Below are 22814 nucleotides of genomic sequence, written 5' to 3'. Positions count from 1 at the left end.
TACCGCTCAGGGCATTTTAGGTATTCGATCTTGGTTGTAAGCAGTTTACGCAACGGGATTGTCTGTCTGTTTGTGACATCGTCACTTTCTTATGCAGCGACCGTACAGCAAGGCGCTTCCAGCGCTAGTTATTTAAAATCAGACAGTTACTCAAGCAGTACCGTAACTCAGGGGAATGATACTCAGTTAAGCTTAAATTGGCACGGGGCCGAGACTAAATTGCCGTCCATTTGGGACACCTGGCAATACGATTGGGATATGCCGCAGATACTTTCCGCGCAAACAGAAAATACTTATTACGGTTTCGGCGTTTGGCAGCCTGATTCACTGGAAGACAAAGAGGGGAAATTTGACGTTGAGGATTGGATCCTCGGTCACGGTGTGAATTTCAGCTTCAGCGCAGAATCGAAATCTACCAATACCCGATACCGGTTTGATATGCGTTGGCATGAAAAAACCGATACCGAGATTTTATTTCAGTTGCAGGTACCGCTTAGATAGTTCCTGCGACTTTCTCTAAAAGATGTGCAACTTCCTCGGCTGGGCGTTGCGCATTTTTCGCGATCTTATCAATCTTCTGGCCAGATTTACGGTTTCTTACCCAAGCGCGGACGCGCAATTGCTCAGCCAGGAAATCAGCATCCATTCCTAAAGCTTTTTCAATCGCCACTTTATTGGCCACGTTCCCGCCTTTTTCCAGGATTTCGAGATCCTTCATCGTATTGATGAGCTCTGCGCTGTATTGATCATCAGGCGAAGAAAACGCGATAAAATCACGCACGCAGCGTAGCAGGCGGCCATAGGCTCCATCCCAGTTCGTTGTGTTTTTATCTGCCAACTGGCGCAATTGCTTGGCAGCGGCTTCAACCAGCGAGGTATCGCGAATAAAACCTGCACGCGCAGGCAAGGAAATGGTTGAACGAATTGAGAGATCAAACGTCGAAATAACAGAACCTTGCAAAACGGTTACTGCATTCAAACAGCCGGAAGGCAGCCAAAATACCTGATTCTGACACACAGGGATCTCGAATTTTCCTAGTCGAACCAAAACGGCACCTGTGTGAACCAGGATAGCAGTGGAATGTGGGTGACTTTTACGAGGACCGACGATAAGGTGTTCGGCAGTCATTGGGTGAAATTCGATGGCTTGCTGCATGTTAAGGCTCTCTAATTACAAGGCGGACATAGTCATTGGTTTTGTGGCCTAAATCAAGCAAATGACACTTCTTTGTCTATTGATTAACCGATGTGTTGCAATATGATGCGAATGCAAAGAGGTTAGACCTCCAACCTCATGGTTAATCGAACCAAAATCATGTTCGAATTGTTTTATCTGCGTAAAATGGCGCTGTTTTCATTGGAGTAAGAAGATTCTCGTGCAACAAAACACCGAACAACAGAATAACGATCCTTTTTTAGATATCCGTCCTTACCATGACGATGAAGTTCCTGCGGCAATCGGTCGACTGATCAACGACGAAGAATTCATCACCGCGATTCTAAAATACAGATTCCCTCATTTCTCAGGGCTTGCAGGCTGGCTGCTAAAGCCAGTACTGAGACAATACCTGCGCTCAAAGTGGAGCAAGGTAAAAACGGTTCGAGATGTGCAGCTTCATGTTGCAAGTTACATGGAGTCAATGATCAAAAATACCTCAGATGGCTTGACCACAAGCGGTCTGGATAAACTGGATCCTAATCAAAGCTACCTGTTTGTCTCAAACCACAGAGACATCGCCATGGATCCTGCGATGGTCAACTGGTGTCTGCACCTGAATGGTTTCGATACCGTGCGCATTGCAATTGGCGACAACCTGCTCAAAAAGCCGTGTGCGACGGAGTTGATGAAGCTGAACAAAAGCTTCATCGTTAAACGCTCCGCAAAAGGCCCGCGCGAAATGATGAAAGCACTGAGTCAACTCTCTGCCTATATCAAAGCATCGCTTGAAGAAAAGCAGTCTATCTGGATTGCGCAAAAAGAAGGGCGCGCGAAAGACGGTAACGATAAAACCGATCCTGCGATCCTGAAAATGTTCTTCATGGAAGGCCGTCACAGAAAAGAAGCGTTTTCTGATTACGTGGCACAACTTCGCATTGTGCCAGTGACCATTTCTTATGAAAACGACCCTTGTGATGCAGCGAAAGCCAATGAGCTTTATCGCAAGCAGCAAGAAGGTGGCTATGAGAAAGGTGAGTTCGAGGATATCGAAAGTATCGTTCAGGGGATTGTTGGACAGAAGCGTCGCATCCATGTTGCTTTTGGTGATGTGATTGGTGAAGGTTTCGAAACGCCAGACCTGCTTGCTCAGGAAATTGACCGTCAGATCTATCAGAATTATCACTTGTTCCCAAGCAACTATATTGCGGCGGACAAAACGCACGAGTCTATTACTGACAACGACCGCGCGCTATTCGACAGAAAACTCTCTGCATTGCCAGAAGGCGTTGCGCAGATTGTAAAAGCAATGTACGCGATGCCAACGGCAAAAAAAGTAGACGCCTAGTTCCTCAATATATTGATAATAAGTAAAAAAGCCTTGTTACGCTGTAACGAGGCTTTTTTTTGTTTCTGCATATTCGCGCCAGAGGCTAAATACTAGATACGAATATTCTCTGCTAGGAAATCGACAAACTGGCGTACTTTTGGTGCCAGATATTCTCGGCGCGGGTAGACGGCATAGACCGGCAGTCGCATAGTCGGTTTCCAATCACGCATCAATACCTTCAGCTTCCCGGATTCAATCTCATCTGAAAGCAGGTAAGTGGCAATGTAAGAAATACCCACACCGGATTTTGTTGCCTCCAACACAGCAGGTGCATTATTGATGCGGTAAGAACCGCGTACAGTGACCGACTGTTCGCTGCCATCGCGCTGAAAAGACCATTGGTCATAAGTGCGCTGAACACTCTGATAGGTGACACAATTGTGCTCCCTAAGATCGGCAGGGTGTTTGGGTTCACCGTGTTCGTTGATGTATTCCGGTGAAGCCACCAGCTTGAACTGACAATCCCCCAACTTTCTTGCCACCATTCCTTCCGGGGGCGATTCGTGAATTGCCAGCCAGCAATCAAAGCCGTCTTCAAGCAGATTAGGGCGATGGTCAAACAAATGTACTTCCAGTTCCAAAGCAGGGAACTTAGCCTGAAATGCAGAAAGTAGTTTGGTGATTTGTGCATTGCCAAAGGATTGGGCGATTCCCACTTTTAGTCTGCCGGACACTTCATTTCTAAATCCCGCCACCATGGCTTCTGCATCCATCATGGTCTGAACGATTTGCCTGCCATATTCGGCATATTGTACGCCCGCATCCGTTAGGGCAACGGAACGGGTATTACGCTGTACAAGCTGCACACCCAAACGCTCTTCGAGATAACGAATCTGTTTGCTGACCTGAGATTTGGAAATACCGAGAAACTCAGCGGCACGGGTGAAATGCTGTTCATGGGCAACGGTGGCAAGCACAACCATTTGCTGAAGGTTATCTAACATGTGGAATTTTCGCCGTTTATAGGGAAGGCGATAGCGTATCACAGTCATTGCATAATCAAAGAGTGACGTTGTCACTAACTATCAAAATATCTTCTCTTTGTGTCTTCGACACGTTTTCAGTCGGGCAGCGACTTTTTTGCCAGATGCTGATTGCCGTTCATAGGGTGTAAATCCGATACGATCCGAGAAACTGCCCCGTTACCAAATATCATCCGATAAATGTTTGATTGGAGAGGGGATAGATCATAAATGTGGTTCACTTTCACCATGTATTGGTTTCGCTATGGATTTCCTTTAAGGGATATAGTCATTTAAATACAATGATATATGTGATTTGTTTTCTTGTGGAAACAATAGATTTGAAAGTTAGTGTGCACTTACATACAAATGTGGTTGAATTACAGATCAAGAGGATCATTTGGACTGCGGCGACTCGGAATATCAGGCGTCACCCTGTAAATCGATAGGATTAATAACAGTGATTAATATGAATTGTTTCTATTGATGGGAGCGATGACCGTAGAATTAGCGAGACCAATGGAGGTGCTAGTTAAATGGTTGAAGTTCTTTTTCGTTTCTTTGTTTTGGGCTGTATGAGCTTCGGTGGGCCGGTTGCCCACATCGGCTATTTCCAGCGAGAGTTTGTCGATAAGCGTAAATGGCTTGATGAAGAGAAATTCTCCTCAGCGTTGAGTTTGTGCCAATTCCTGCCAGGGCCAGCAAGTAGCCAATTAGGCATGTTTATCGGCTATCACCGCGCAGGGTATTTAGGGGCGATTGCAGCATTTGTCGGGTTTACCTTTCCTTCGTTCGCTTTATTGACTGCTGCCGCTATCTACAGTGCCCATTTGGGCGATGCAAATTGGCTGACTTTGCTTATTGCCGCGGCGAAACTGCTGGCAGTGGTAGTGGTTGCTGATGCTATCTATACCATGGCGCGGAAGTTTATCAGTGACGTTGTCACGGCGGCGGTTTGTATTCTCTCCGCGGTTTGGATCCTCTGGCAAACGGGGCTTGTAGCCCAGTTAATGCCGATTCTGGTGGCAGGGCTTTTGGGATGGTTGTTTATCCGCAAGCCAAAATCAGATGCGGTTGTGCAGAAACCAACGAGCCTGACCCAAACGCTGGTGCTGTTTGGGCTATTTGCTGCGCTTTTGGTACTGCCAGCGATGTTTAGTGCGCCGATTGCGAATCTGTTTAACCACTTTTATCAAGCTGGCAGCTTCGTATTCGGTGGCGGCCACGTTGTTCTGCCATTGCTTCAGCCGCTGATTGGCGATGATGTTTCGGGTAACGTGCTGGTAGAAGGCTACGCCGCAGCGCAGCTTGTACCGGGCCCAATGTTTACGATAGCGAGTTTCGTCGGCGCGTCTATGGATGGGGTACATCCGGTAGTAGGGAGTCTGGTAGCGACTATTGCTATCTTCCTGCCTGGTGCTTTGCTTCTGTTTGCTGCGCTGCCAGTTTGGCAGGCGGTAATGAATCACCACAAATTTTCGGGCTCAGTCGTGCTGATCAACGCCGCTGTTGTCGGCTTGTTGGTAGCGGCGTTTTACCAACCGGTTTGGATTTCCGCAGTACACAGCGTGTCAGATATTCTGGCTGTGGTGGTTGGTTTTGCCATCTTGCGTAAATACAACCTTTCCGTATTCTGGTTGTTGGCGGGCATGCTGATGTACGTTATCGGCAAAACCATTGTCTAGGCGTATCACATGTATCAATCTGGCCTGCGATTGCAGGCCATTTTCATTACCTTTGACGCACTATAACTTAAAGTGGTGGGCAGTCTTTATTGATTTGGCACGTGTTGACGGGGCGGGTATGTAGGGCAAGGCAGGGTGCCGTGTTGGGGTTAATAACATCTAAACGAAAAAGCGCACCTGACCCGATGCGCTTTATAGAGAACCTCAATAGAGTTTATGTAGCTAGAAAGCCCAACGTTCTGTTTTCCCAGCGGCAGAGGCATGTTGTGCCAGTTCCAGCGTATAGATACCTTTTACGGCGTCGTAGGCATCAATAGGCGGTGGCGTGCCGTGTTGAATAGCGCTTGCCAACTGAGCAAACAACTCTGCGTACGTGCCATGCTCTAACTCAATTGACTTGTCTGTGACGTTGTCACCGATTTCCAGCTTGCCTTGGTGTGGTTGACGGCCAAATTCTGAATTGGTCACTGTGACACCGTCACGTAATTGTTGTTCTTGAACATCTAGAGCACTGCAAGAGAAGGTCGCTTTGTCACCTTGAACCACAAAACGTGTTCCTGTCCCTGATCGGAACGGGCTGGATGTCAGCAGTACTTCCTTATCGGGGTAGTGAAGTGTCACGTGGAAGTAATCTGTCGCGCTGGATTGCGGGCGCAAAGACGCACATCGCGCTGTGACATGCTCAGGATCGCCAAACAGGGTTAAGGCTTGATCGACCAGATGAGAGCCCAGATCGTACAAAATACCCGTGCCTTCTCCTGGCAGTTCACGCCAGCGATTGCGCACTTCAGGGCGGAAGCGGTCGAAATGGGACTCAAATACCCGCACCTGACCCAGCTCACCGGATTCAATCAGTGATTTCACCGTCAGGAAGTCACCATCCCAACGACGGTTCTGGTAAGGACAGAGAATTTTTCCACGGGACTTGGAAAGTTGCATCAAATCGAGCCCTTGACCGCTGTTCACGACGAAAGGCTTTTCCAGCAACACATGACAATCAGCTTCCAGCGATTGCTTTGCCAAATCGTAATGAGTGTGGTTTGGGGTAGTGATAACGACGAGATCGAGGTCTGCATCGCGCAGCATTTCTTCGATGTTGGAGTAGTAAGATGCGCCGGGCAGTTTTTCTGCCACTAAATCATGGTTGGAGGAAACCACGGCGACAACGTCAAAGTCGGGCAGTATAGAAAGAAAAGGGAGATGAAAGGTCTGCGCCGCAAACCCAAAGCCAACAATGCCAGTACGAATCATTTTCCGATCCTTGTTATGTGTCGTATTCGATAAATCTGTTGGTGATCATAGCATTTTAGCTGTCGGAAGGCTGGGGCGAATTGGCGCAAACTCTGGAAAGGATCTCATGAAAAATGCCCCCGGGAGAGGGCATTTCAATGTGCTAGCCGACGACGACTGGGTGGTTGTGAATAGGATGCGGGATGATTTGCACCGGCCAGCCATAAACCTCGTTAATCGTGGATGCTTTCAGGACGTCTTCAGGCGAGCCCTGCGCCGCTATTTTTCCGTCATTAAGCATAATGATTTTGTCTGCGTATTGAGCAGCAAGATTTAAATCGTGGATCACGGCGATCACCGCAGATCCCTCGGTGGCGAGCTGTTTCGCTAGCGCCAATGTCCTGTGCTGGTGGGCAATATCCAGCGCTGACGTTGGCTCGTCGAGCATCAAGATGGGTGGCACTGCCGATTTCGCCAGTTGGGTTAACACCCTAGCAAGATGTACGCGCTGCTTCTCTCCACCGGAAAGACTCGGATACAAACGCTCAGCCAGATGTAACACATCAGTTTGCGCCATTTTTTCCGACGCAATGGCACTGATCTCCCGCTGTGAGGCTGTCAGCGTCAATCCACCGAGTTCAACCACTTCGCGAACGGTAAAAGCAAATGTCAGGGTGCTGGATTGTGGCAACACCCCCATAGATGCGGCAAGTTCTTGCACTTTCCACTGGTTGGCGGGCTTACCGAAATAGAACAGTTCGGCCTCTGTTGGCCATTCAAGGCTGAGAAGCTTTAACAGACTGCTTTTACCCGTACCGTTGGGGCCAAGGATGATGGTCAGCTCTCCAGATGCGAAACGGGCAGAAAAGTTATCCAACAGCACTTTATTGCCCAGCTTCAGGGAGGCATTGCGAATTTCTAAACTCATTACGCCAGTCGTCCTTTCTGTTTGATCAGCAACACCAGAAAGAAAGGCGCGCCCAACGCGGCTGTGATAATCCCAACCGGAATCTCGAGCGGCGCGACGGCAGTACGCGCAATCATGTCTGACACTAGAAGGATAAGCGCGCCAAGCAACATTGATACAGGCATCAGATTTCGGTGGTCGGGGCCAATCAACATACGTCCGATATGGGGAACAACCAAGCCGATAAAGCCAATCATGCCGGAAAGGGCGACAGTCACGCCGACGCCTGCCGCGGTCAACAGGATCAGAACCCGTTTGAGCTGTTGAACATTAATTCCCATGTGACGCGCTTCGGCTTCACCCAGTAAAAGCGCATTGAGTGGTTTGGCATAACGCTGGAACAGAAAAGCCAACACAGCCAGGGAAACGTAGGCAACAGCAATGGCGTCCCAAGAGGCGCCGGCCAGTGACCCCATGCTCCAGAGTGACAAGTCGCGAAGTGCCTGATCGTCAGCAAAGTAGTTGAGCAAACCCATGCCTGCGCCTGCGATCGCGCCAAGCGCAACACCGGCCAACAGCATGATGGTGACTGAGGTTCCGTTGCTGCTTGTTCCCAGATAATAGATGGCGTATGTCGCCAACGCGCCGCCAATAAAGGCGAATACGGGCACGGTACCAAATACCAGCAATGCCGTGTTTGAGATAACCCCACCAAACAGCACGATTGCAATGGCAGCGCCCAGGGATGCGCCAGCGGAAACGCCAATGATTCCCGGATCGGCAAGGGGGTTTCTGAACAAACCCTGCATCACAGTGCCACACATCGCCAAAATAGCGCCGACAGCTATTGCCAGCAGTGTTCTCGGCAGGCGCACCTGCTGCACGATCACTGCGACGTAGTCAGGCAGATCGCTATGCAGGTTGAACATCGCTTTGATACTGTCAGTAAAGCTGATCTCCATCGCGCCCAGTGACACTGAGCTGACTGCAGCAAGATAGAGTCCGAGTGAAGCAAGCAGAAGCAGAGCCTTAGCCGGAATACGGCGGATCATTACATCGTTCATGTCGCGTCTATCACTCTGTCCCGGTCAGCTTGGCATTGAGTTCGGTAGCAAGGTAGAGGCTTGCCAGCCCAAAGCCGCCCAAAATTGCGTAACCGGAAATCCTGATCACATTGTTGTTTTTAAATGCTGGGGTAGCGGCCAGAAGGGGCTGTTGTTCAAGCATGCCACTCATACCACCTATCTGATCCAGTGTGCGGTTAGAGATCAGAATGTAATCCGGTTGCATCTCAACGATGGCTTCAACAGAAAGAGGCTTGTAGCTGGTGGCATGTTCTGCGGCCGGATTCACCCCACCTGCGAGGGTAATCACCGTGTTGACTGTGGTGTTGTCGCCAGCAACGGTCAAAGGTCTGCCATCAGAAAGCATCATGAACATCACTTTCGGTTTGTCGTTTGGTTGTGCGCTTTGAAGCAATGCAATCTTTTCAGTGACGTCTTTTTTCAGCGCTTCACCTTCGTGCTGTTTCCCTGTGATGGCGGCAACCGCATCCACGCGGGTCTTGAAGTCTTCCAGTGAGTTTCCAGCAGGCAGCGCCGTGACCTCGACGCCAGCGGCTGAGAGAAGCTTCAAGGTAGAATCCGGGCCCATTTCCGGTGAGCCGAGAAGGTGGGTTGGGTTTAAGGCCAGTAAGCCTTCAGCGGCCAGTTGGCGGTGATAACCCAGTACCGGTATATCCAGACCATTCAGATAGTGACGGCTTGTCAGGTCAACCGCCACCAACTGATCTTGCGCATCCATCGCCATCAATAGCTCTGTCACGGTTGAACCAGCACTGATAATGCGTGCGTCTGCTGCTGTAGAGAATGGGCTGAATGCCGAAAGGGAAAGCGCCGCAGCAATAGTTAATAAGCTTCTTGGTTTCATTCTTTTTCCATCACAATGTTGGTGGCAGTGATTTGGTTGTTTTGTAAAAACGCCAGTACCTTGAGCATGTTTTCCACACTGGCTTGTTTGTCTGCTGCAATCACAACAGGCATTTTGGGATTCGCCTCTACCGCGTCGAGAAACTGCTTTGTGAAATCAGACCACTCCTCAATCGTTTCGCCCTGCAATGCCCAATAAGGGGAAGACGTCAGCACATTGATCGCTAACACGTCCCGATCTGGTGTTTCGAGCACCGCTTCGTCCTCAGTTTGTGGAATGGCAACATCCAACGTCTTGATTTGCACGTTTGCGGTTAAGAGCAAAAACACCATCACAATGAAAATGATGTCCAGCAGTGGTGTAAGGTCAGGCGTAAAGCTGTTGGTGTCTGATTCTGGTTGAGAACGGATCATGCGTTGCCTTCCGTCGCGGTGGGGATTTCGCCTGCATTGGCCGCACAGGCCGTTTGGCACGTTTTGGCGCAGCACTCAATACTCTCGTCAAAGGAAACACCTGCCAGGTGCAAGTTAAAGTGATTCAGCACATATTCAATTTTCGCTAGGGTACGGTCAGCCCACAAACTGAACAGCTGTGACGAAGCAATGGCTGGCAAGGCAATCAACAAACCGGCTGCTGTGGTAGACATCGCCAGTCCCAAACCGTCAGCCAGTTCTGATGGCGATATGCCCCCCTGAGTTGCAGACAGTCCCTTAAACATTTCGATCAGGCCAATCACAGTGCCAAGAAGACCAATCAGTGGGCTCAGCACACCAATCACATTCAAAAGCTTCAGCCCAGCCGTAAACTGGCGGCGTTTCTTTTGCAGCCAGATACTGACGGCTTCTTCTCGCAAGGATTTCGTGAAGTGACGGTGATTGATCAGCATGACGATCCCACGGGACAGCGTGCTGGTATCTTTGTTGTGCTTTTCTACATAGTGGGCGAGCTGTGTTTCATCAGAAAGCGACAGTGAATAGATCTCCCGTTGCAGTTGTGCGCTGTGGGTTTTGGTGTTCAGCAAGGCAAACAGGCAGCGCTCCACAATAAGCATCAGCATGAGCGCTGATAACAGCGTAAGCGGCCAGGTCATGATCCCGAGTTGGGCGTGGATTGATGTGAAAAATTGAAGATCAAACATGATTAATCCAGATTAAAACGAACAGGAATTCTTACCCGGTGTGCCAGTGCGACACCGTTGATGGTGTGTTGATTAAATTGCCATTTCCTTACGGCCTTCAGGGCGGCGTCGTCTAACAACTCATGCCCTGAACTTTGGAGAATGTTTTGCTGGGTTTGATTCCCATCTTCATCCAGCCAGACTTCCAGAAGTACCGTGCCTTCCATACCGCGGCGTCTTGCCTTTCTCGGATAATTGGGTGGAGAAGGGCGCACTTTGAATGCAGGTTTATCCACCAAAACCGGTGAAGACGCTGACGTAGAAACCGGTTGGCTGTCTTCAGCAGGTTTGGCATCTTTTTCAGGGCGCTGATTAGGTTTCTTTTCGGTTTCCTTCTCCGGTTCTGGTTTGGCGACCTTCTCCACGACTGGCTTTGGCTTCTCTAGCGGTGGTTTTGCTTTCTCCTGGCGTTTTTTCTTTTCGGGCCGTTTCTTTTCCGGCTTATCGACGCGTGGTTTTGGGGGCACAACGGGCGCCACATCGGCTGTTTCCTTCTTCACCTCAACAGGTGAGGGTTCCGGTGCCAGTGTTTCTTCTGGTTCCACTGACGGCTCAGGGGCTTTCTCCGGCTCGGCAGCCCGCGCAACAAACTGTATGGCTACCGTTTGGCCGCTGTTGGCGTCGTTGATGGCAAATTGTGGTGCTGGTGTCTGGGCGGAAATTGCCAGGCTATGTAGTGCGACAGATACCACGCCACAGGCGATATACCGTTGGGTGTTCACACTTTCTCCTGCTGGGTAAAACTGGGTAACAGGGTGCATTATGCACGAAATACAAATGAGATCAATTATCAGTTGCATTATCGTTTGTTTTGAATATGATTGAAAAATCTCGAAAACAGGGCGTCGTTTGCTCTGTTGTTTTTGATTAGAAGGTCGTTCAGTCGATGAACATTGATTTAGGCAATGCGGATTTGGTGGGAAATTGCTCGCCTGATCCATTGCGCTTTGCTTTTACCCGTAAACGGAGTGCCCATGCTGGTGGGATGATGCAGCCAGTAGCGGCTGAGATGATCCAACCCTCGCTAAAGCAGGCGCACGCCACCTTGCCAGATTTGGTGATGGGGAGCAGTCCAACACGTTGTTTGTATATTCATATCCCGTTTTGCCGGGTGCGCTGCACCTACTGCAACTTCTTCCAATATGCATCCAGCAAAACCCTGATTGAAGGGTATGTCGCAGCGCTCAAACAGGAAATGCGCTGGAAAGCAGCCATGCCGTGGACACAAGCGGCACCATTTCAGGCTGTTTATATCGGCGGTGGTACGCCAACGGATCTGAGCGCGACCCAAATCGGGGAGATCGTTTCAGACATCCGCCGTCTCTTTCCGCTGACACCGGATTGTGAAATCACGCTGGAAGGCAGGGTTAACCGCTTTGGCACGGACAAATTTGAAGCGGCACTGGAGGCTGGTGTTAACCGTTTTTCCTTTGGGGTGCAGAGTTTCAATAGCCTGGTGAGAAAACAGGCCAAGCGTTTTGATGATCGTGAAACGGTATTGGCAAAGATTCAGCAATATGCTGGGTACAACGCCGCGCCGATTGTGATCGATCTGCTTTATGGATTGCCGCACCAGACACTGGATGTATGGCAGCAGGATCTTGCAGATTATCTGGAAAGTGGCGCCCATGGTGTCGACCTTTACCAGCTGATTGAAATGCAGGGTCTGCCAATGGCACGCATGGTTGAGCAGGGCAAATTACCGCACCCGGCAGATACCCAGATGAAGGCCACCATGTTTGAACAGGGTGTCGCGTTTATGGCGAAACATCACCAGAAACGCTTAAGTGTTAATCACTGGGCATCGAACAACCGCGAACGCAGTATTTACAACTCGTTGGCGAAAACGACCGCGGAGATTTTACCGTTGGGAGCCGGTGCTGGTGGCAATGTGATGGGGCGGCAGATGATGCAGACGCGGGATATGGATACCTATATCGATGCGATTAACAATAAGCGTTACCCTGTCACTATGTTGACCATGGCGCCAGCCAACCGCGCAGTCTCAGCGGAAATCAAATCAGCGTTTGATGCAGGCGTGTTGGCTGAATACCGTCTGGATAAGGTAGCTGGACGAGGCACCTTCTCAGCACTAACGCCGCTGTTTGAAGCATGGCAGATAAACGGCTTGGTCTATTTTGAAAAGAGTGGACTGGAAAACAGTCACCAGAACCGTCGCTATCTCACCCTGACACTGGCAGGGCAATTCTGGGCGGTAACGCTGGCACAAAACCTGATTGAAGTTCTGCAAAAACAACCTATTGAAGTACATGCAGCGTAGGAGTAATACAACGATGCAACAAGCGATCACCGTGAGCACAGAAACCCGCCAACGTGTAGCGGCGTATCTTGAACAAGATGTGCATACTCCGGTATCCAACATGACTGAAGCCATGGCGCTGTCAGAAGGCGAAATTACGCTGGCATTGCCGCAGCACATGGTAGCGCGAGCAGAAGGTGCATTGGCACAGCAAATCCTGGAAGCTTTACCTATGTGGGGTAAAGTGACCACCATCGTTCACTCCGGTGGTTCAGTGTTTGAATTCAAAGCCCCATTTCCCAAAGGCAAAGTGGCGCATGGCTATTACAACCTGATGGGGCGTGAAGGTCAGTTACACGGTCACTTACGTTTGGATCTGGTAACGGATATTGCCTTTGTCAGCAAGCCGTTCCGTGGCACTGAAAGCTACTACATTGGCTTTTTTGATGCATCGGGCCATTGTGCGTTTAAAGTTTACCTGGGGCGTGACAAAAAGCGTCAGCTGTTCCCGGAACAAATTGAGCTGTTTAATGCCATGAAGCAGGAGTTGGCAAAATGATCGATAAGGCAGAACGTCTACAAAACCGTCTGGGCCCTGAAATCCAGGAATTTCGTGATTCACGCAAAACACTGCAACTTGGCACGGTAGACAAAGAAGGCAAGCCTCACACCAGCTACGCGCCGTTCGCGTTTTCCGAGCGCGGTTACTACATTCTGGTGTCCGATCTCGCCACCCATGGCCAGAACCTCAAACACCGCAAAGCCGTGTCGATCATGATGATCGAAGACGAAGGTGAAGCGCGTTCGATCTTCGCCCGCCGCCGTCTGTCATTTGATACCAATGCAGAGCCGGTAGAGCGTGATTCTGAGCACTGGAACACCGCGGTTGAAGTGATGCGCGAGCGCCTTGGCGAGATGATCGATAACCTCAGCCAACTGGGCGACTTCAACCTCTATCGCCTGAACCCTGTGATTGGCCGCTATGTAAAAGGCTTCGGTCAGGCGTTTGATGTCTCTGGTGAAGACATGCTGTCAGTAATTCACCTGGATGAAGGCCATGTCAAACAAATGAAAGACAACGTGTAACACGCATATCTTTTGAAAGGTTCCAGCATTCCGCTGGAACCATGCTCCTATACAAACAATAAAAATTATCACGCTGAAGCGGTGAGCGGATTTCTATTGCCTGAAAAAGGCCAAAAGACAGAGAAAACCTTATGACTATCAAGAAAAACAGGCTGGCGCTGCTGGTGGGACTCATCTGCGCCGGAAGTGCATCAGCACAGGATGTGTATACCTTCGACGAAGTGGTAGTTTCCGCTACCCGCAGCGAGCAAAACATCAGCGACGTTGCCGCTTCCGTCGATGTGGTCGGCAGCGAAGATCTGGAACAAAACCTGTCGCAAAACATGAAGCAGGCGGTGGAAGCTGAACCGGGTGTGCAAATGTCCGGTAATGGCCGCTTCGGTCTGAGCGGCTTTAACATCCGCGGGCGCGATGAAAACTATGTCAAAACCATTGTGGATGGCGTGGAACTGCCGGGCACCTACAACCCGGGTGCCGATGTGATGCGCAAATACAACAATACGCTGGAAACCGACACGTTAGAGCGCGTAGAAATCAACAAGGGGCCGATTTCCAGCCTGTATGGCAGTGATGCACTGGCCGGCGCGGTGATAATCCGAACCAAGAACCCTGCGGATTTGCTGAATGAAGACGGTGATGACAGCTACGCCAGCGTAAAAGGTGGCTATTACAGTGCAGATGAAAGCTTCAAAGGGACAGCAACCCTGGCAAACCGCACCGGCGATTTGGAGACCCTGCTGATTTTCACTCACCGCCAGGGGCATGAAACCAAGACCTGGGGTGGGCCGGATATCAATGGGCCAGATCGTGGTGCCGCAGACCCGGTGGATTTCGATTCAGATAACTTTTTGGCTAAAGCCTTTTACCAACTGAATGAAGCGCACCGTGTGGGCGTGTCCGTTGAAGTGTTTAACCGTCAGCAGGACGTTAACCGTCTTTCTGATGAAGGTGATGTGATTGCGTTTGGCCCGTACCGTTATGAGTATTCCAACACCCGTGCTCATGACGATGATTCGCGCCAGCGTTATAGCATTGAACACCAATGGCAGGCAGATAACAGCGCGTTTGATTCACTGGAATGGCGTGCCGCTTACCTGCACTCAGAATCAACCCACGACAACACAGATACCCTGACCAAAACCACGCCAATGGGAACAACGCTTGAAAACCGCAACCGCCAGCGTATGGGTGAAGATGAAGCGTGGCAGGCGGATATCCAGTTTAATAAAGCGATCGAGTTGGAAAACAGCTATCACGAAGTGGTTTACGGCGCGAATTACGTCGGCAACAGCTTTAGCCTCAACTACAGCAATATTAACCGTGACACGGGCGCAGTGACAGATGCGACACCGGAAGTGCCGAATGCGGAATCCCGTAAATGGGGTATCTTCGTGCAAGATCAGATGTTCCTGATGGATGAAGCACTGGTATTGAACGCAGGCCTGCGCTACGACAGCTTCAGCGCAAACCCAAAAGGTGACAGTAACTATGCTGATGCGAAAAACGATGCCTTCACCGGTCGTTTTGGCGCGGTCTATCACTGGACTGAGTCGTTCAGCACGTTTGGTCAGGTAAGCCAGGGCTTTAAAGCCCCAACACTGCAGGATCTTTACTACTTCTACGACACTGGCGCGACGTTTATCCCGAACCAGGATCTGCAAGCGGAAGAAAGCCTTTCCTATGAAACTGGTCTGCGCTTCAAACAACCTTACGGCCGAATTGATGTGTCTGTGTTCTACAACGACTACAAGAACTTCATTGAAGATCGTCTGATTGATGCCAATGGCCCGGATGGCAAAGAAGTGTGGACAACAGAAAACATCGGTCGTGCTGAAATCTACGGTGCGGAATTGAAAACCCAGTTAGCGTTGGATGTATTGGTGGGTGCGCCAAAAGGCATGTATTCCGACATCAGCCTTGCCTATGCCAAAGGCGAAAACAAAGCCAATGGTGAAGCGATTGATACCGTCGCACCGCTCACGGCATACATTGCACTGGGCTATGACGACCCTGAAGGCGTGATGGGCGGAAAGGCTTCCGTGCGTGCGGTGGCGGGTAAGTCCGGCTCAGACTGGAGCAATGCGAATGAGGTGGATAACGTCACCGCGCCAGGTTACACCGTCACAGATATCACCGCTTATTACCGCCCAATGGATGATTTCACCGTGCGTGCCGGTTTGTTTAACCTGTTTGATAAGAAATATTGGGACTACGCCGACCTGGCCGGTTTTGATAAAGATGAAGCAGGCATCAATCGTTTAACCCAACCGGGACGTAATTGGGGTATAGAAGCCGAATACGTGTTTTAAACCCTTCAGCCGTTAAAAAACGGACGAAAAACACCCTGCGGCAAGCGGGGTGTTTTCGGTTATGGCATGCGTTACACTCAATTTAGCGCCCAGCAAACCCTTAAAAAACTTTCGGAGACACAGTGAGTAACGGAGTTTTATCAACGATTTCGACCAAGTGGCTAATCCAACAGGCAAAACAACATAAAAAACGCCTGATTGCCGCGAACCTGATTGCCATTTGCGCCACGCTCATCAGCGTGCCTATTCCGCTGCTAATGCCGTTAATGGTCGATGAAGTCCTGCTAAACAAGCCGGACAAAGGGATCGCCTTTTTCAACCAAATTTTGCCTGAATCCCTGCATCAACCCGCCAGCTATATCGTGATGGTTCTGATAATGGTGATCCTGATGCGCATGATGAGCCAAGCGCTCAACATCTGGCAGAGCCGACAGTTCACGCTGGTGTCAAAATCCATCACCTGCGATATCCGCCAGCAGCTTCTCGACAAGCTTGGCCGTATCAGCATGAAAGAGTACGAAGAGCGTGGCAGTGGCGGTGTAAGCTCCCATCTGGTGACGGATGTTGAAACCATTGATTCTTTTCTGGGGAGCAGTCTGAGCCGCTTTGTGGTTGGCGTGCTAACGGTATTTGGTACGGCCATTATCCTGCTCTGGCTGGATTGGGGGCTGGGGCTGTTTATCTTGCTGGTTAACCCGCTGGTGATTTACCTTTCTCGCAAAATGGGGCAACGGGTTAAACACCTGAAAAAGGCAGAGAACCAATCTTTCGAGCGCTTCCAGCAGCGGTTAGTAGAAACCCTGGATGGCATCTACCAGCTTCGTGCCGCGAACCGAGAGCGCGCGTATCTGGATGTGCTGAAACATGATGCCGAGGCAATCCGCCATGATGCCGACAAATATGCCTGGCAATCTGAAGCTGCGGGGCGCGTCTCTTTCCTGATGTTCCTGATTGGTTTTGAACTGTTCCGCGCAGCAGCAATGCTGATGGTGCTATTCAGTGACCTGACTATCGGTCAGATCTTTGCCGTGTTTGGTTATCTTTGGTTTATGCTCAGCCCGATTCAGGAGTTGCTCGGCATTCAATACGCATGGTTCAGTGCCTCAGCGGCGATGAAACGCCTGAACGGCGTGCTGGCGCTTGAGGAAGAGAAACGCGCTGATAAAGGCGAAGATCCGCTGGAAAACCTGGATACATTCTGTGTGGAGTGTGAAAACCTCGTGTTCAGCTACGACAGCGAGAAAACCGTCCTCAATGGCTTGTCGCTAACCATTCCTGCAGGTAAGCGCGTTGCATTGGTTGGTGCATCCGGTGGTGGTAAATCAACCCTTATCCAGTTGCTTCTTGGTCTGTACCGCAAAACAGAAGGTAGCATTCTGATTAACGGTAAACCGGTCGAAGATATTGGCTATGAAACGCTTCGCCAACATACCGCTGTGGTGTTGCAACAGCCGATGATTTTCAACGACACGTTGCGTGCAAACCTTACTTTAGGTCGCACAGATTTCAGCGACGAGCAGCTTTGGCAATCTCTGGAAATCGCCCAGCTGAGCGATGTGGTTGGTAAATTGGATAACGGTCTGGAATCACAGTTGGGCAGGCAGGGGCTCAAGCTCTCCGGCGGTCAGCGCCAACGTTTGGCGATTGCAAGAATGATCCTGACCAACCCTAAGCTGGTTATTCTGGATGAAGCAACATCGGCACTGGATACGGCCACCGAAGCAGCGCTGCATGTGGCACTCAACAACTTCCTGCAAGACAGAACCACGTTGATTGTTGCGCACCGCCTGTCTGCCGTAAAACAGGCAGATCTCATCTATGTATTAGAAGATGGAAAGGTCGCACAAAGCGGCAGACACAACGAACTGGTGCAAGAAGAGGGCGTTTATCAGACCCTTTACGGCAACCTTCAGGCCGGTTAAGGCACTACCGGGAAACGACAGCCTCGCGAAAGCGGGGCTTTTTTTGTGTTTCAGTTCCGGTTGGGAAATTTCAAAGTGGCAATTCAGAGGGGAGTGTTCCACCCTTAGGGTACTGTTAAATCCTGATACGGAAGCGGAGAATGAAAGTCATTTTGAAGTCTGATATTACCTGTCCTGCCTGCGGGCACTCAAAAACAGAAATGATGCCAATTGATGTACCGCGTAAACACTACACCTGCGAAAAGTGCGGGGAAATGCTGGTGGTGCCAGAAGAAGCCTGCTGCGTCTATTGCACGTACGGTTCGGTGGAATGCCCCCAATCACAGGTTGTTCGTCCTTGCATGGAAAAACGGCACTAAGCGAATTTAGCGATTCCGCCCTCGTTTGTTGACCCCTTGCAGTATGAATATGCAACACCATGATATTCAATGAAAATCCATCACTGTCTGTTCAATTCTCACGCCGTTCCCTGCCTTAATCTCTATACCTTCTGCCGCAATTTTCACCAGAAAAACACTATTTCCACTCTAAAGCGGTCGATATTGCCAATGTCTTAGCTTTGCAACACGAATTCATCGATATATGAAATTACACTCAGCGCGAGGGAGAAAGCGTAGCAAGGAGATAAGAATATGAGCATACACAACTGGTACTGTGAGAATTGTAAGACCGAAACAGGGCATGAAGTCAGGGAACAGGCGCACCATGACCCTGCGTTTCAGCCTTTGACATCGCCACCGTCAGGCGCAAATATCGATGATCTGAATGAGTGTACCTGTACCGTTTGTGGACATGTTGACTGGGTAGACCCAGTAGACATCTTCAAACTCGGTGTTCATGACTTTGGTGATTGATATCCGTGAGTATGGATAACAGGGCAGCTTGAGCTGCTCATTTTATGTCCGTTAATGCACTATAACTTATGGTTTGGCATTCAGATTAGCTGGATTAGGCCGGTTGTATAAACAATTACGGTGACTATCTGCGGAGATAAGATGGTATTACCAACAGAGAAAAGCATGTTTTCACAAGGCAATAGGACAAAGTGAGAATCTCATCCTATATTAGAAAACAGCGTTCAAAATAAACCATAACTTAACCCAACCCTGACAAAGGCCACTGATTAGCTTCGTAGGATTGGAAAATTATGAAATTGCGCATTTGCTCTGGGAGATACAGGGCATTAAGAAGGAGTGAGCTAACTATGCGTAAGTCTATCCCCGTTGTGACTTTGATTGCAGCATCGCTGGTGCTGGGTGGTTGTGCCTCAAACACAGGAACAGGTGCGGCTATTGGTGCGGCTACCGGTGCTGTGCTGGGTAAATCAACCGGTAACCACAAAGACAAGCGGATCTTCATCGGTGCTGCAATTGGCGCGCTGGCTGGCGCAGCTGTGGGTCAGTATATGGATCAGCAAGAAGCCGCATTCCGTGAAGAACTGGCAGGCTCCGGTATTCAGGTAGTTCGTGAAGGTGACAATATCCGTCTGGTAATGCCGTCTAACATCACCTTTGCCACCAACCAAAGCAACATCTCACCAAGCTTTGACAGCACTCTAGATGCTGTCGCGCGCGTGATGAACAAGTACGACAAAACGTTTCTGAGCATTGATGGACATACCGACAGCACAGGCGACGCAGCATACAATATGTCTTTGTCAGAAAAACGTGCTGAAAGTGTGCGTAACTTCCTGCTGCGTCAAGGCGTGAACGGCCAGCGTATGTATGTCACAGGTTTTGGCGAGACTCAACCCATTGCCTCTAACGATTCGTCAGCTGGCCGTGCGGCAAACCGCCGTGTGGAAATCCAGATTGTACCTAACCAGGCATAATCCAAATCTGTAAAGAGAAGGGGCCGCAAGGCTCCTTTTTTGTGGGCAATCCGCAATGCGTTACAGCAGAAGTTGATCATTTCAGAAAAACGGCACAAAGCACTAGTGGGAAGGGCGCCCACGTAATAACATTAGCGGATTATCTATAAAAACAACTTTACGAAGGAAGAGTAAATATGCCTTTAGTTGCTTGTCCGGTCTGCGAAAAACAAGTTTCGAAACGCGCTTTATCATGCCCAGGCTGTGGCGAACCGGATCCTGCACGTTATCACTCACGCAATACCTGGCTGACACGTCTGTTTTGGTTGTTGGTTTGGGTAGGCATTGGTGCTGTGGTTTGGATTAAAGTCGTGCCGATGGTGATGGAACTGTTCAAGCAGTAATTAACATGACAATGTGGTGGTGAAGGCCACCGCCACATTGCAAATCGCGTTTCATTTCTCGATGCTCTCAAGGTATTGATTACTGCACGGTGACCAGTCTGACAAACTGAGATGGGTGAGTAACACTCCCGGCGTGCTTTCTCCCACTGCAATTTTCAGAAAAAGTCCTGCTGTTTCTTCATCCCCACCAAAATTGCGTTGAATCGACGCGATAACACAACCTCTATCCACACCGTCTTCGATTTGCTGTCTGACCCAGTCATATTCAGCCGAACATTCGTTGATGATGAATTTGCGTCCTAGGGTAAACGTAGCCATGATGCCTCCGGACATATCCGCTAAACATTTGTGACAGATACGTTTCAAACTCTATTAAGCGACAATCACCCTGTTGATAATTGGAGTTAAGTCTCATATATAGCCAGTAGGGCGAGTACCAGTTCGCGTAAAAAATCATCTATCATGCGTGGAGTCACACTAAATCGTTTTGCAATGCGAGCATTAACACCGATAATTTGCTCAATCACTACAGCCTAGGCTGTGTATATTCACATCGACATAGTGGCGTACAATCAAATGATTACGTGCTTTTGTCGAAATGGCATGTAAAAAACGCTTATGAATTGGATACTCTCGAACTGGCTTCGTAAAAAGAAGTTTGAAAAATTCTTCAACCGTGTTGAAGAGGACTTCTTCGAAAATGATAAGTATCGAGCTTATCTGGAGCCAAAAATCCTTGAGTCACTCAAGGAAACCGGCGAGGTTAAGCCAAAGCGCGCGTCGCGCATCGTTTTGGCTTGTATTCGTCAGTCTATGATGGATAAGTACCTGACAGAAAACCGCTATATCCGTTTTCTCGAAGACAACTCAAAAGAGTTCTTCATGGAACCGGTTGTTGTTGGCAGTGATGTGGTGACAGGGTACGAGGAATTGATCTCCAACTTCATCCACAACAAACAGAACGAGTGCTCGGACTACATTCTTTCCCATATTCCCAAGTACTACCGTAAGTTTGCTAAAGAGCTGGAAGTGGACATGGTCTACCCAAACAGCAAACGTGGTGAGAAAGAGATGCTTGATGACATCATCATGATTCTCAACCACAAATAAAACAGAAACGGGGCTGATTATTCAGCCCCGTTTTTATCCTGCCCGGCAGTCAATTCCCATTGTAGCTAATCCTGGTTAATGTCAGGATTAAACCATCTCCATTTCCATCTCCATTTCGGTGTTTTTCTGCTGACTACTTGTGAAAATCCCATGCTCAGTGAGAGTGGCTTTGATTTCATCAACTTTGTAATACTTTGCGGCACGGATACGTATTAATGGAAGACCTGCAGATTCAGCTGCATGGTTTTTAACTTTATCAGATTTCATTGCAGCCGTTTGTTGGTGTGAAGCATCATCAAGTTCTATAGCACCGATGATCTCCAACGTTCCAGCGGCACAAATGACATAGTCGAAATGTTTCATTGCGATTTGATTGAACGCAATTCGCCAAGCTTTGCGGGTTTGTTTGGATTCGGGTTTAACAACGTCGGCAACACGAACTTTAGGGCATACAATAAATTCATCACCTAAGGCCTGAGAAAGTACTTTATAAAACGAAAGTTCGGCTTTGGTGCAGAGATAACGGGTCTTTTTGTACCGAAGTTCTCGTTGAGCTTTTTCCTGGATGGAAAGCTTCATGAACTTAATGACAAAGACAAACACGACGCCGATAAAGAGAAAGATTTGATAGGTTTCCATTGGAAAGGCCTTAAAAGAATGAGTATCTGATATTTGTGTACAAAGCGGCGTTCGCAGGCAAAGCCATTCGACAGGAAATTCGATACAGTTCATGGCTAAAGTCTGAAAAGGCGTCTGACTCGGATACTATCTTAGTAATGTTACTCAGTGCGCATTATCTATAGGTTATGGTAAATGCGAGGGAGTTAGAAACGCCATTTTTCTAGATACGTTACATTGTAACGCATAAGTTGATATTAAGTAGTTTGAGACTTATGGACAGGAAAACGAGCCAAAATTACATTTTCAGACGTTTTGAATGCGGTTTATCACTGGATGAAGCCGCGAAACTTTGTTTTAAATCTGTGAGTGATATCGAAAAGTGGGACGAGGGCGAACCCATACCGCCAGAGTGCCGACGACTCATGCGCATGTATTCAGGTCGGGAGATATGCGGAATCAATGACGAGTGGGATGGTTGGCGGATATCTCGGGGCGGCATAATCACACCCGCTAACGAATTCTTAGACCCCGACAGGATCATTACAGGCAACTATCTACTGCAACTAGGCACAAGAGAGGACAGGGCAGCAGCCCACAGGGTTTTGAAATATTCCAGACTCATCAGACGAAACAAAGACCGCCTTTAGGCGGTTTTTTAATGCCTTCACTTAAATAACCAGGGGAAACCCAATTTGTCTATTCACCCGGCATTTAACATTTTCCAGAGCGGTTTGGGCGCAGGGTGCATAGTTGGGCTGATTTGACCCCCGTAATACAGATACGGGGGTTTTGAAAGCAAAAAGCCTTATGCGCCACCACTCGCGCTCAGTCTCGCGCTCTTGGATGTCGCAGAAGG

At 49.2% G+C, this 22814-nt stretch carries 25 protein-coding genes; 14 read left to right on the top strand and 11 right to left on the bottom strand.

The features are described from left to right. Positions 1 to 30: 30 nt before the first annotated feature. Positions 31 to 501: a hypothetical protein gene (locus KU854_RS01895; RefSeq protein ID WP_218356788.1), complete on the top strand. Its 471-nt coding sequence runs from the start codon at positions 31 to 33 to the stop codon at positions 499 to 501. Here KU854_RS01895 and KU854_RS01890 read toward each other — a convergent pair. Continuing rightward, positions 494 to 1156 (bottom strand): hypothetical protein, encoded by a 663-nt coding sequence (locus tag KU854_RS01890; protein WP_218356787.1) that lies wholly within the window; start codon positions 1154 to 1156, stop codon positions 494 to 496. The genes KU854_RS01895 and KU854_RS01890 overlap by 8 nt on opposite strands. A 220-nt stretch (positions 1157 to 1376) precedes the next feature. On the opposite strand from KU854_RS01890, the gene KU854_RS01885 reads away from it, so the two are divergent. Continuing rightward, the gene (locus tag KU854_RS01885; protein WP_054778709.1) at positions 1377 to 2504 is read left to right on the top strand and encodes a 1-acyl-sn-glycerol-3-phosphate acyltransferase; all 1128 of its coding nucleotides are present in this window, start codon (positions 1377 to 1379) and stop codon (positions 2502 to 2504) included. A gap of 92 nt (positions 2505 to 2596) precedes the next feature. Here the strand turns inward: KU854_RS01885 and KU854_RS01880 are convergent, their stop codons facing one another. Then, positions 2597 to 3490, bottom strand: coding sequence for a LysR family transcriptional regulator (locus KU854_RS01880; RefSeq protein WP_218356786.1), 894 nt, complete (start codon positions 3488 to 3490; stop codon positions 2597 to 2599). Positions 3491 to 4044: 554 nt separating this feature from the next. Here KU854_RS01880 and chrA point away from each other — a divergent pair. After that, entirely contained in the window at positions 4045 to 5193 is a 1149-nt protein-coding gene (gene chrA / locus KU854_RS01875) for a chromate efflux transporter (protein ID WP_218356785.1), read from the top strand. A 222-nt stretch (positions 5194 to 5415) separates the two neighbouring features. Here chrA and KU854_RS01870 read toward each other — a convergent pair whose 3' ends face one another. From KU854_RS01870 to KU854_RS01840, 7 genes are all read right to left on the bottom strand, one after another. Then, positions 5416 to 6444 carry a Gfo/Idh/MocA family oxidoreductase gene (locus KU854_RS01870; RefSeq protein ID WP_218356784.1) on the bottom strand — a complete coding sequence of 343 codons (1029 nt, stop codon included), beginning with the start codon at positions 6442 to 6444 and terminating at the stop codon, positions 5416 to 5418. A gap of 142 nt (positions 6445 to 6586) precedes the next feature. Next, positions 6587 to 7351: a heme ABC transporter ATP-binding protein gene (locus KU854_RS01865; RefSeq protein WP_218356783.1), complete on the bottom strand. Its 765-nt coding sequence runs from the start codon at positions 7349 to 7351 to the stop codon at positions 6587 to 6589. Continuing rightward, a complete protein-coding gene (locus tag KU854_RS01860; RefSeq protein ID WP_218356782.1) occupies positions 7351 to 8394 on the bottom strand; it encodes a FecCD family ABC transporter permease in 1044 nt (347 codons plus the stop codon). Before KU854_RS01860 ends, KU854_RS01865 begins: the two co-directional genes overlap by 1 nt. 10 nt (positions 8395 to 8404) lie before the next feature. After that, positions 8405 to 9259 (bottom strand): heme/hemin ABC transporter substrate-binding protein, encoded by an 855-nt coding sequence (locus KU854_RS01855; protein ID WP_218356781.1) that lies wholly within the window; start codon positions 9257 to 9259, stop codon positions 8405 to 8407. After that, positions 9256 to 9672, bottom strand: coding sequence for an ExbD/TolR family protein (locus KU854_RS01850; RefSeq protein WP_218356780.1), 417 nt, complete (start codon positions 9670 to 9672; stop codon positions 9256 to 9258). The genes KU854_RS01855 and KU854_RS01850 overlap by 4 nt, the downstream gene beginning before the upstream one ends. Next, positions 9669 to 10397 carry a MotA/TolQ/ExbB proton channel family protein gene (locus KU854_RS01845; RefSeq protein ID WP_218356779.1) on the bottom strand — a complete coding sequence of 243 codons (729 nt, stop codon included), beginning with the start codon at positions 10395 to 10397 and terminating at the stop codon, positions 9669 to 9671. The genes KU854_RS01850 and KU854_RS01845 overlap by 4 nt, the downstream gene beginning before the upstream one ends. Positions 10398 to 10399: 2 nt before the next feature. Then, entirely contained in the window at positions 10400 to 11158 is a 759-nt protein-coding gene (locus KU854_RS01840) for an energy transducer TonB (protein ID WP_218356778.1), read from the bottom strand. Between the two features lie 164 nt (positions 11159 to 11322). Between KU854_RS01840 and hutW the strand changes: the two genes are divergently transcribed. From hutW to KU854_RS01795, 9 genes are all read left to right on the top strand, one after another. Next, the gene (hutW, locus tag KU854_RS01835; protein ID WP_218356777.1) at positions 11323 to 12717 is read left to right on the top strand and encodes a heme anaerobic degradation radical SAM methyltransferase ChuW/HutW; all 1395 of its coding nucleotides are present in this window, start codon (positions 11323 to 11325) and stop codon (positions 12715 to 12717) included. A 13-nt stretch (positions 12718 to 12730) separates the two neighbouring features. Beyond that, positions 12731 to 13255: a heme utilization cystosolic carrier protein HutX gene (hutX, locus tag KU854_RS01830; protein WP_218356776.1), complete on the top strand. Its 525-nt coding sequence runs from the start codon at positions 12731 to 12733 to the stop codon at positions 13253 to 13255. Continuing rightward, positions 13252 to 13782 (top strand): heme utilization protein HutZ, encoded by a 531-nt coding sequence (gene hutZ, locus KU854_RS01825; RefSeq protein ID WP_218356775.1) that lies wholly within the window; start codon positions 13252 to 13254, stop codon positions 13780 to 13782. Before hutX ends, hutZ begins: the two co-directional genes overlap by 4 nt. A 131-nt stretch (positions 13783 to 13913) precedes the next feature. Beyond that, entirely contained in the window at positions 13914 to 16091 is a 2178-nt protein-coding gene (locus KU854_RS01820) for a TonB-dependent hemoglobin/transferrin/lactoferrin family receptor (protein ID WP_218356774.1), read from the top strand. A 122-nt stretch (positions 16092 to 16213) separates the two neighbouring features. Further along, the gene (locus tag KU854_RS01815; RefSeq protein ID WP_218356773.1) at positions 16214 to 18013 is read left to right on the top strand and encodes an ABC transporter ATP-binding protein; all 1800 of its coding nucleotides are present in this window, start codon (positions 16214 to 16216) and stop codon (positions 18011 to 18013) included. Between the two features lie 140 nt (positions 18014 to 18153). Further along, positions 18154 to 18372, top strand: a complete 219-nt coding sequence (locus KU854_RS01810; RefSeq protein ID WP_218356772.1) for a GDCCVxC domain-containing (seleno)protein — start codon at positions 18154 to 18156, stop codon at positions 18370 to 18372. Between the two features lie 273 nt (positions 18373 to 18645). After that, positions 18646 to 18867, top strand: coding sequence for a hypothetical protein (locus KU854_RS01805; RefSeq protein ID WP_218356771.1), 222 nt, complete (start codon positions 18646 to 18648; stop codon positions 18865 to 18867). 350 nt (positions 18868 to 19217) lie between these two features. Continuing rightward, the gene (locus KU854_RS01800) at positions 19218 to 19844 is read left to right on the top strand and encodes a YiaD family glycine zipper/OmpA-like lipoprotein (protein WP_054778720.1); all 627 of its coding nucleotides are present in this window, start codon (positions 19218 to 19220) and stop codon (positions 19842 to 19844) included. Between the two features lie 176 nt (positions 19845 to 20020). Continuing rightward, entirely contained in the window at positions 20021 to 20227 is a 207-nt protein-coding gene (locus tag KU854_RS01795) for a hypothetical protein (RefSeq protein WP_054778721.1), read from the top strand. Between the two features lie 51 nt (positions 20228 to 20278). On the opposite strand, the gene KU854_RS01790 is transcribed toward KU854_RS01795, so the two are convergent. Next, positions 20279 to 20545, bottom strand: a complete 267-nt coding sequence (locus KU854_RS01790; RefSeq protein ID WP_218356770.1) for a hypothetical protein — start codon at positions 20543 to 20545, stop codon at positions 20279 to 20281. A 300-nt stretch (positions 20546 to 20845) separates the two neighbouring features. Here KU854_RS01790 and KU854_RS01785 point away from each other — a divergent pair, with 300 nt between their 5' ends. Beyond that, positions 20846 to 21337 carry a hypothetical protein gene (locus KU854_RS01785; RefSeq protein WP_218356769.1) on the top strand — a complete coding sequence of 164 codons (492 nt, stop codon included), beginning with the start codon at positions 20846 to 20848 and terminating at the stop codon, positions 21335 to 21337. Between the two features lie 87 nt (positions 21338 to 21424). On the opposite strand, the gene KU854_RS01780 is transcribed toward KU854_RS01785, so the two are convergent. Then, positions 21425 to 21976, bottom strand: a complete 552-nt coding sequence (locus KU854_RS01780; RefSeq protein WP_218356768.1) for a DUF2726 domain-containing protein — start codon at positions 21974 to 21976, stop codon at positions 21425 to 21427. Between the two features lie 254 nt (positions 21977 to 22230). On the opposite strand from KU854_RS01780, the gene KU854_RS25115 reads away from it, so the two are divergent. Then, a complete protein-coding gene (locus KU854_RS25115; RefSeq protein ID WP_218356767.1) occupies positions 22231 to 22605 on the top strand; it encodes a DUF3653 domain-containing protein in 375 nt (124 codons plus the stop codon). Positions 22606 to 22814 lie beyond the last annotated feature (209 nt).

Origin of the sequence: Enterovibrio paralichthyis (assembly GCF_019209835.1) — a bacterium.
Classification (GTDB): domain Bacteria; phylum Pseudomonadota; class Gammaproteobacteria; order Enterobacterales; family Vibrionaceae; genus Enterovibrio; species Enterovibrio paralichthyis.
This window is presented reverse-complemented; position numbering and strand designations above follow the sequence as displayed.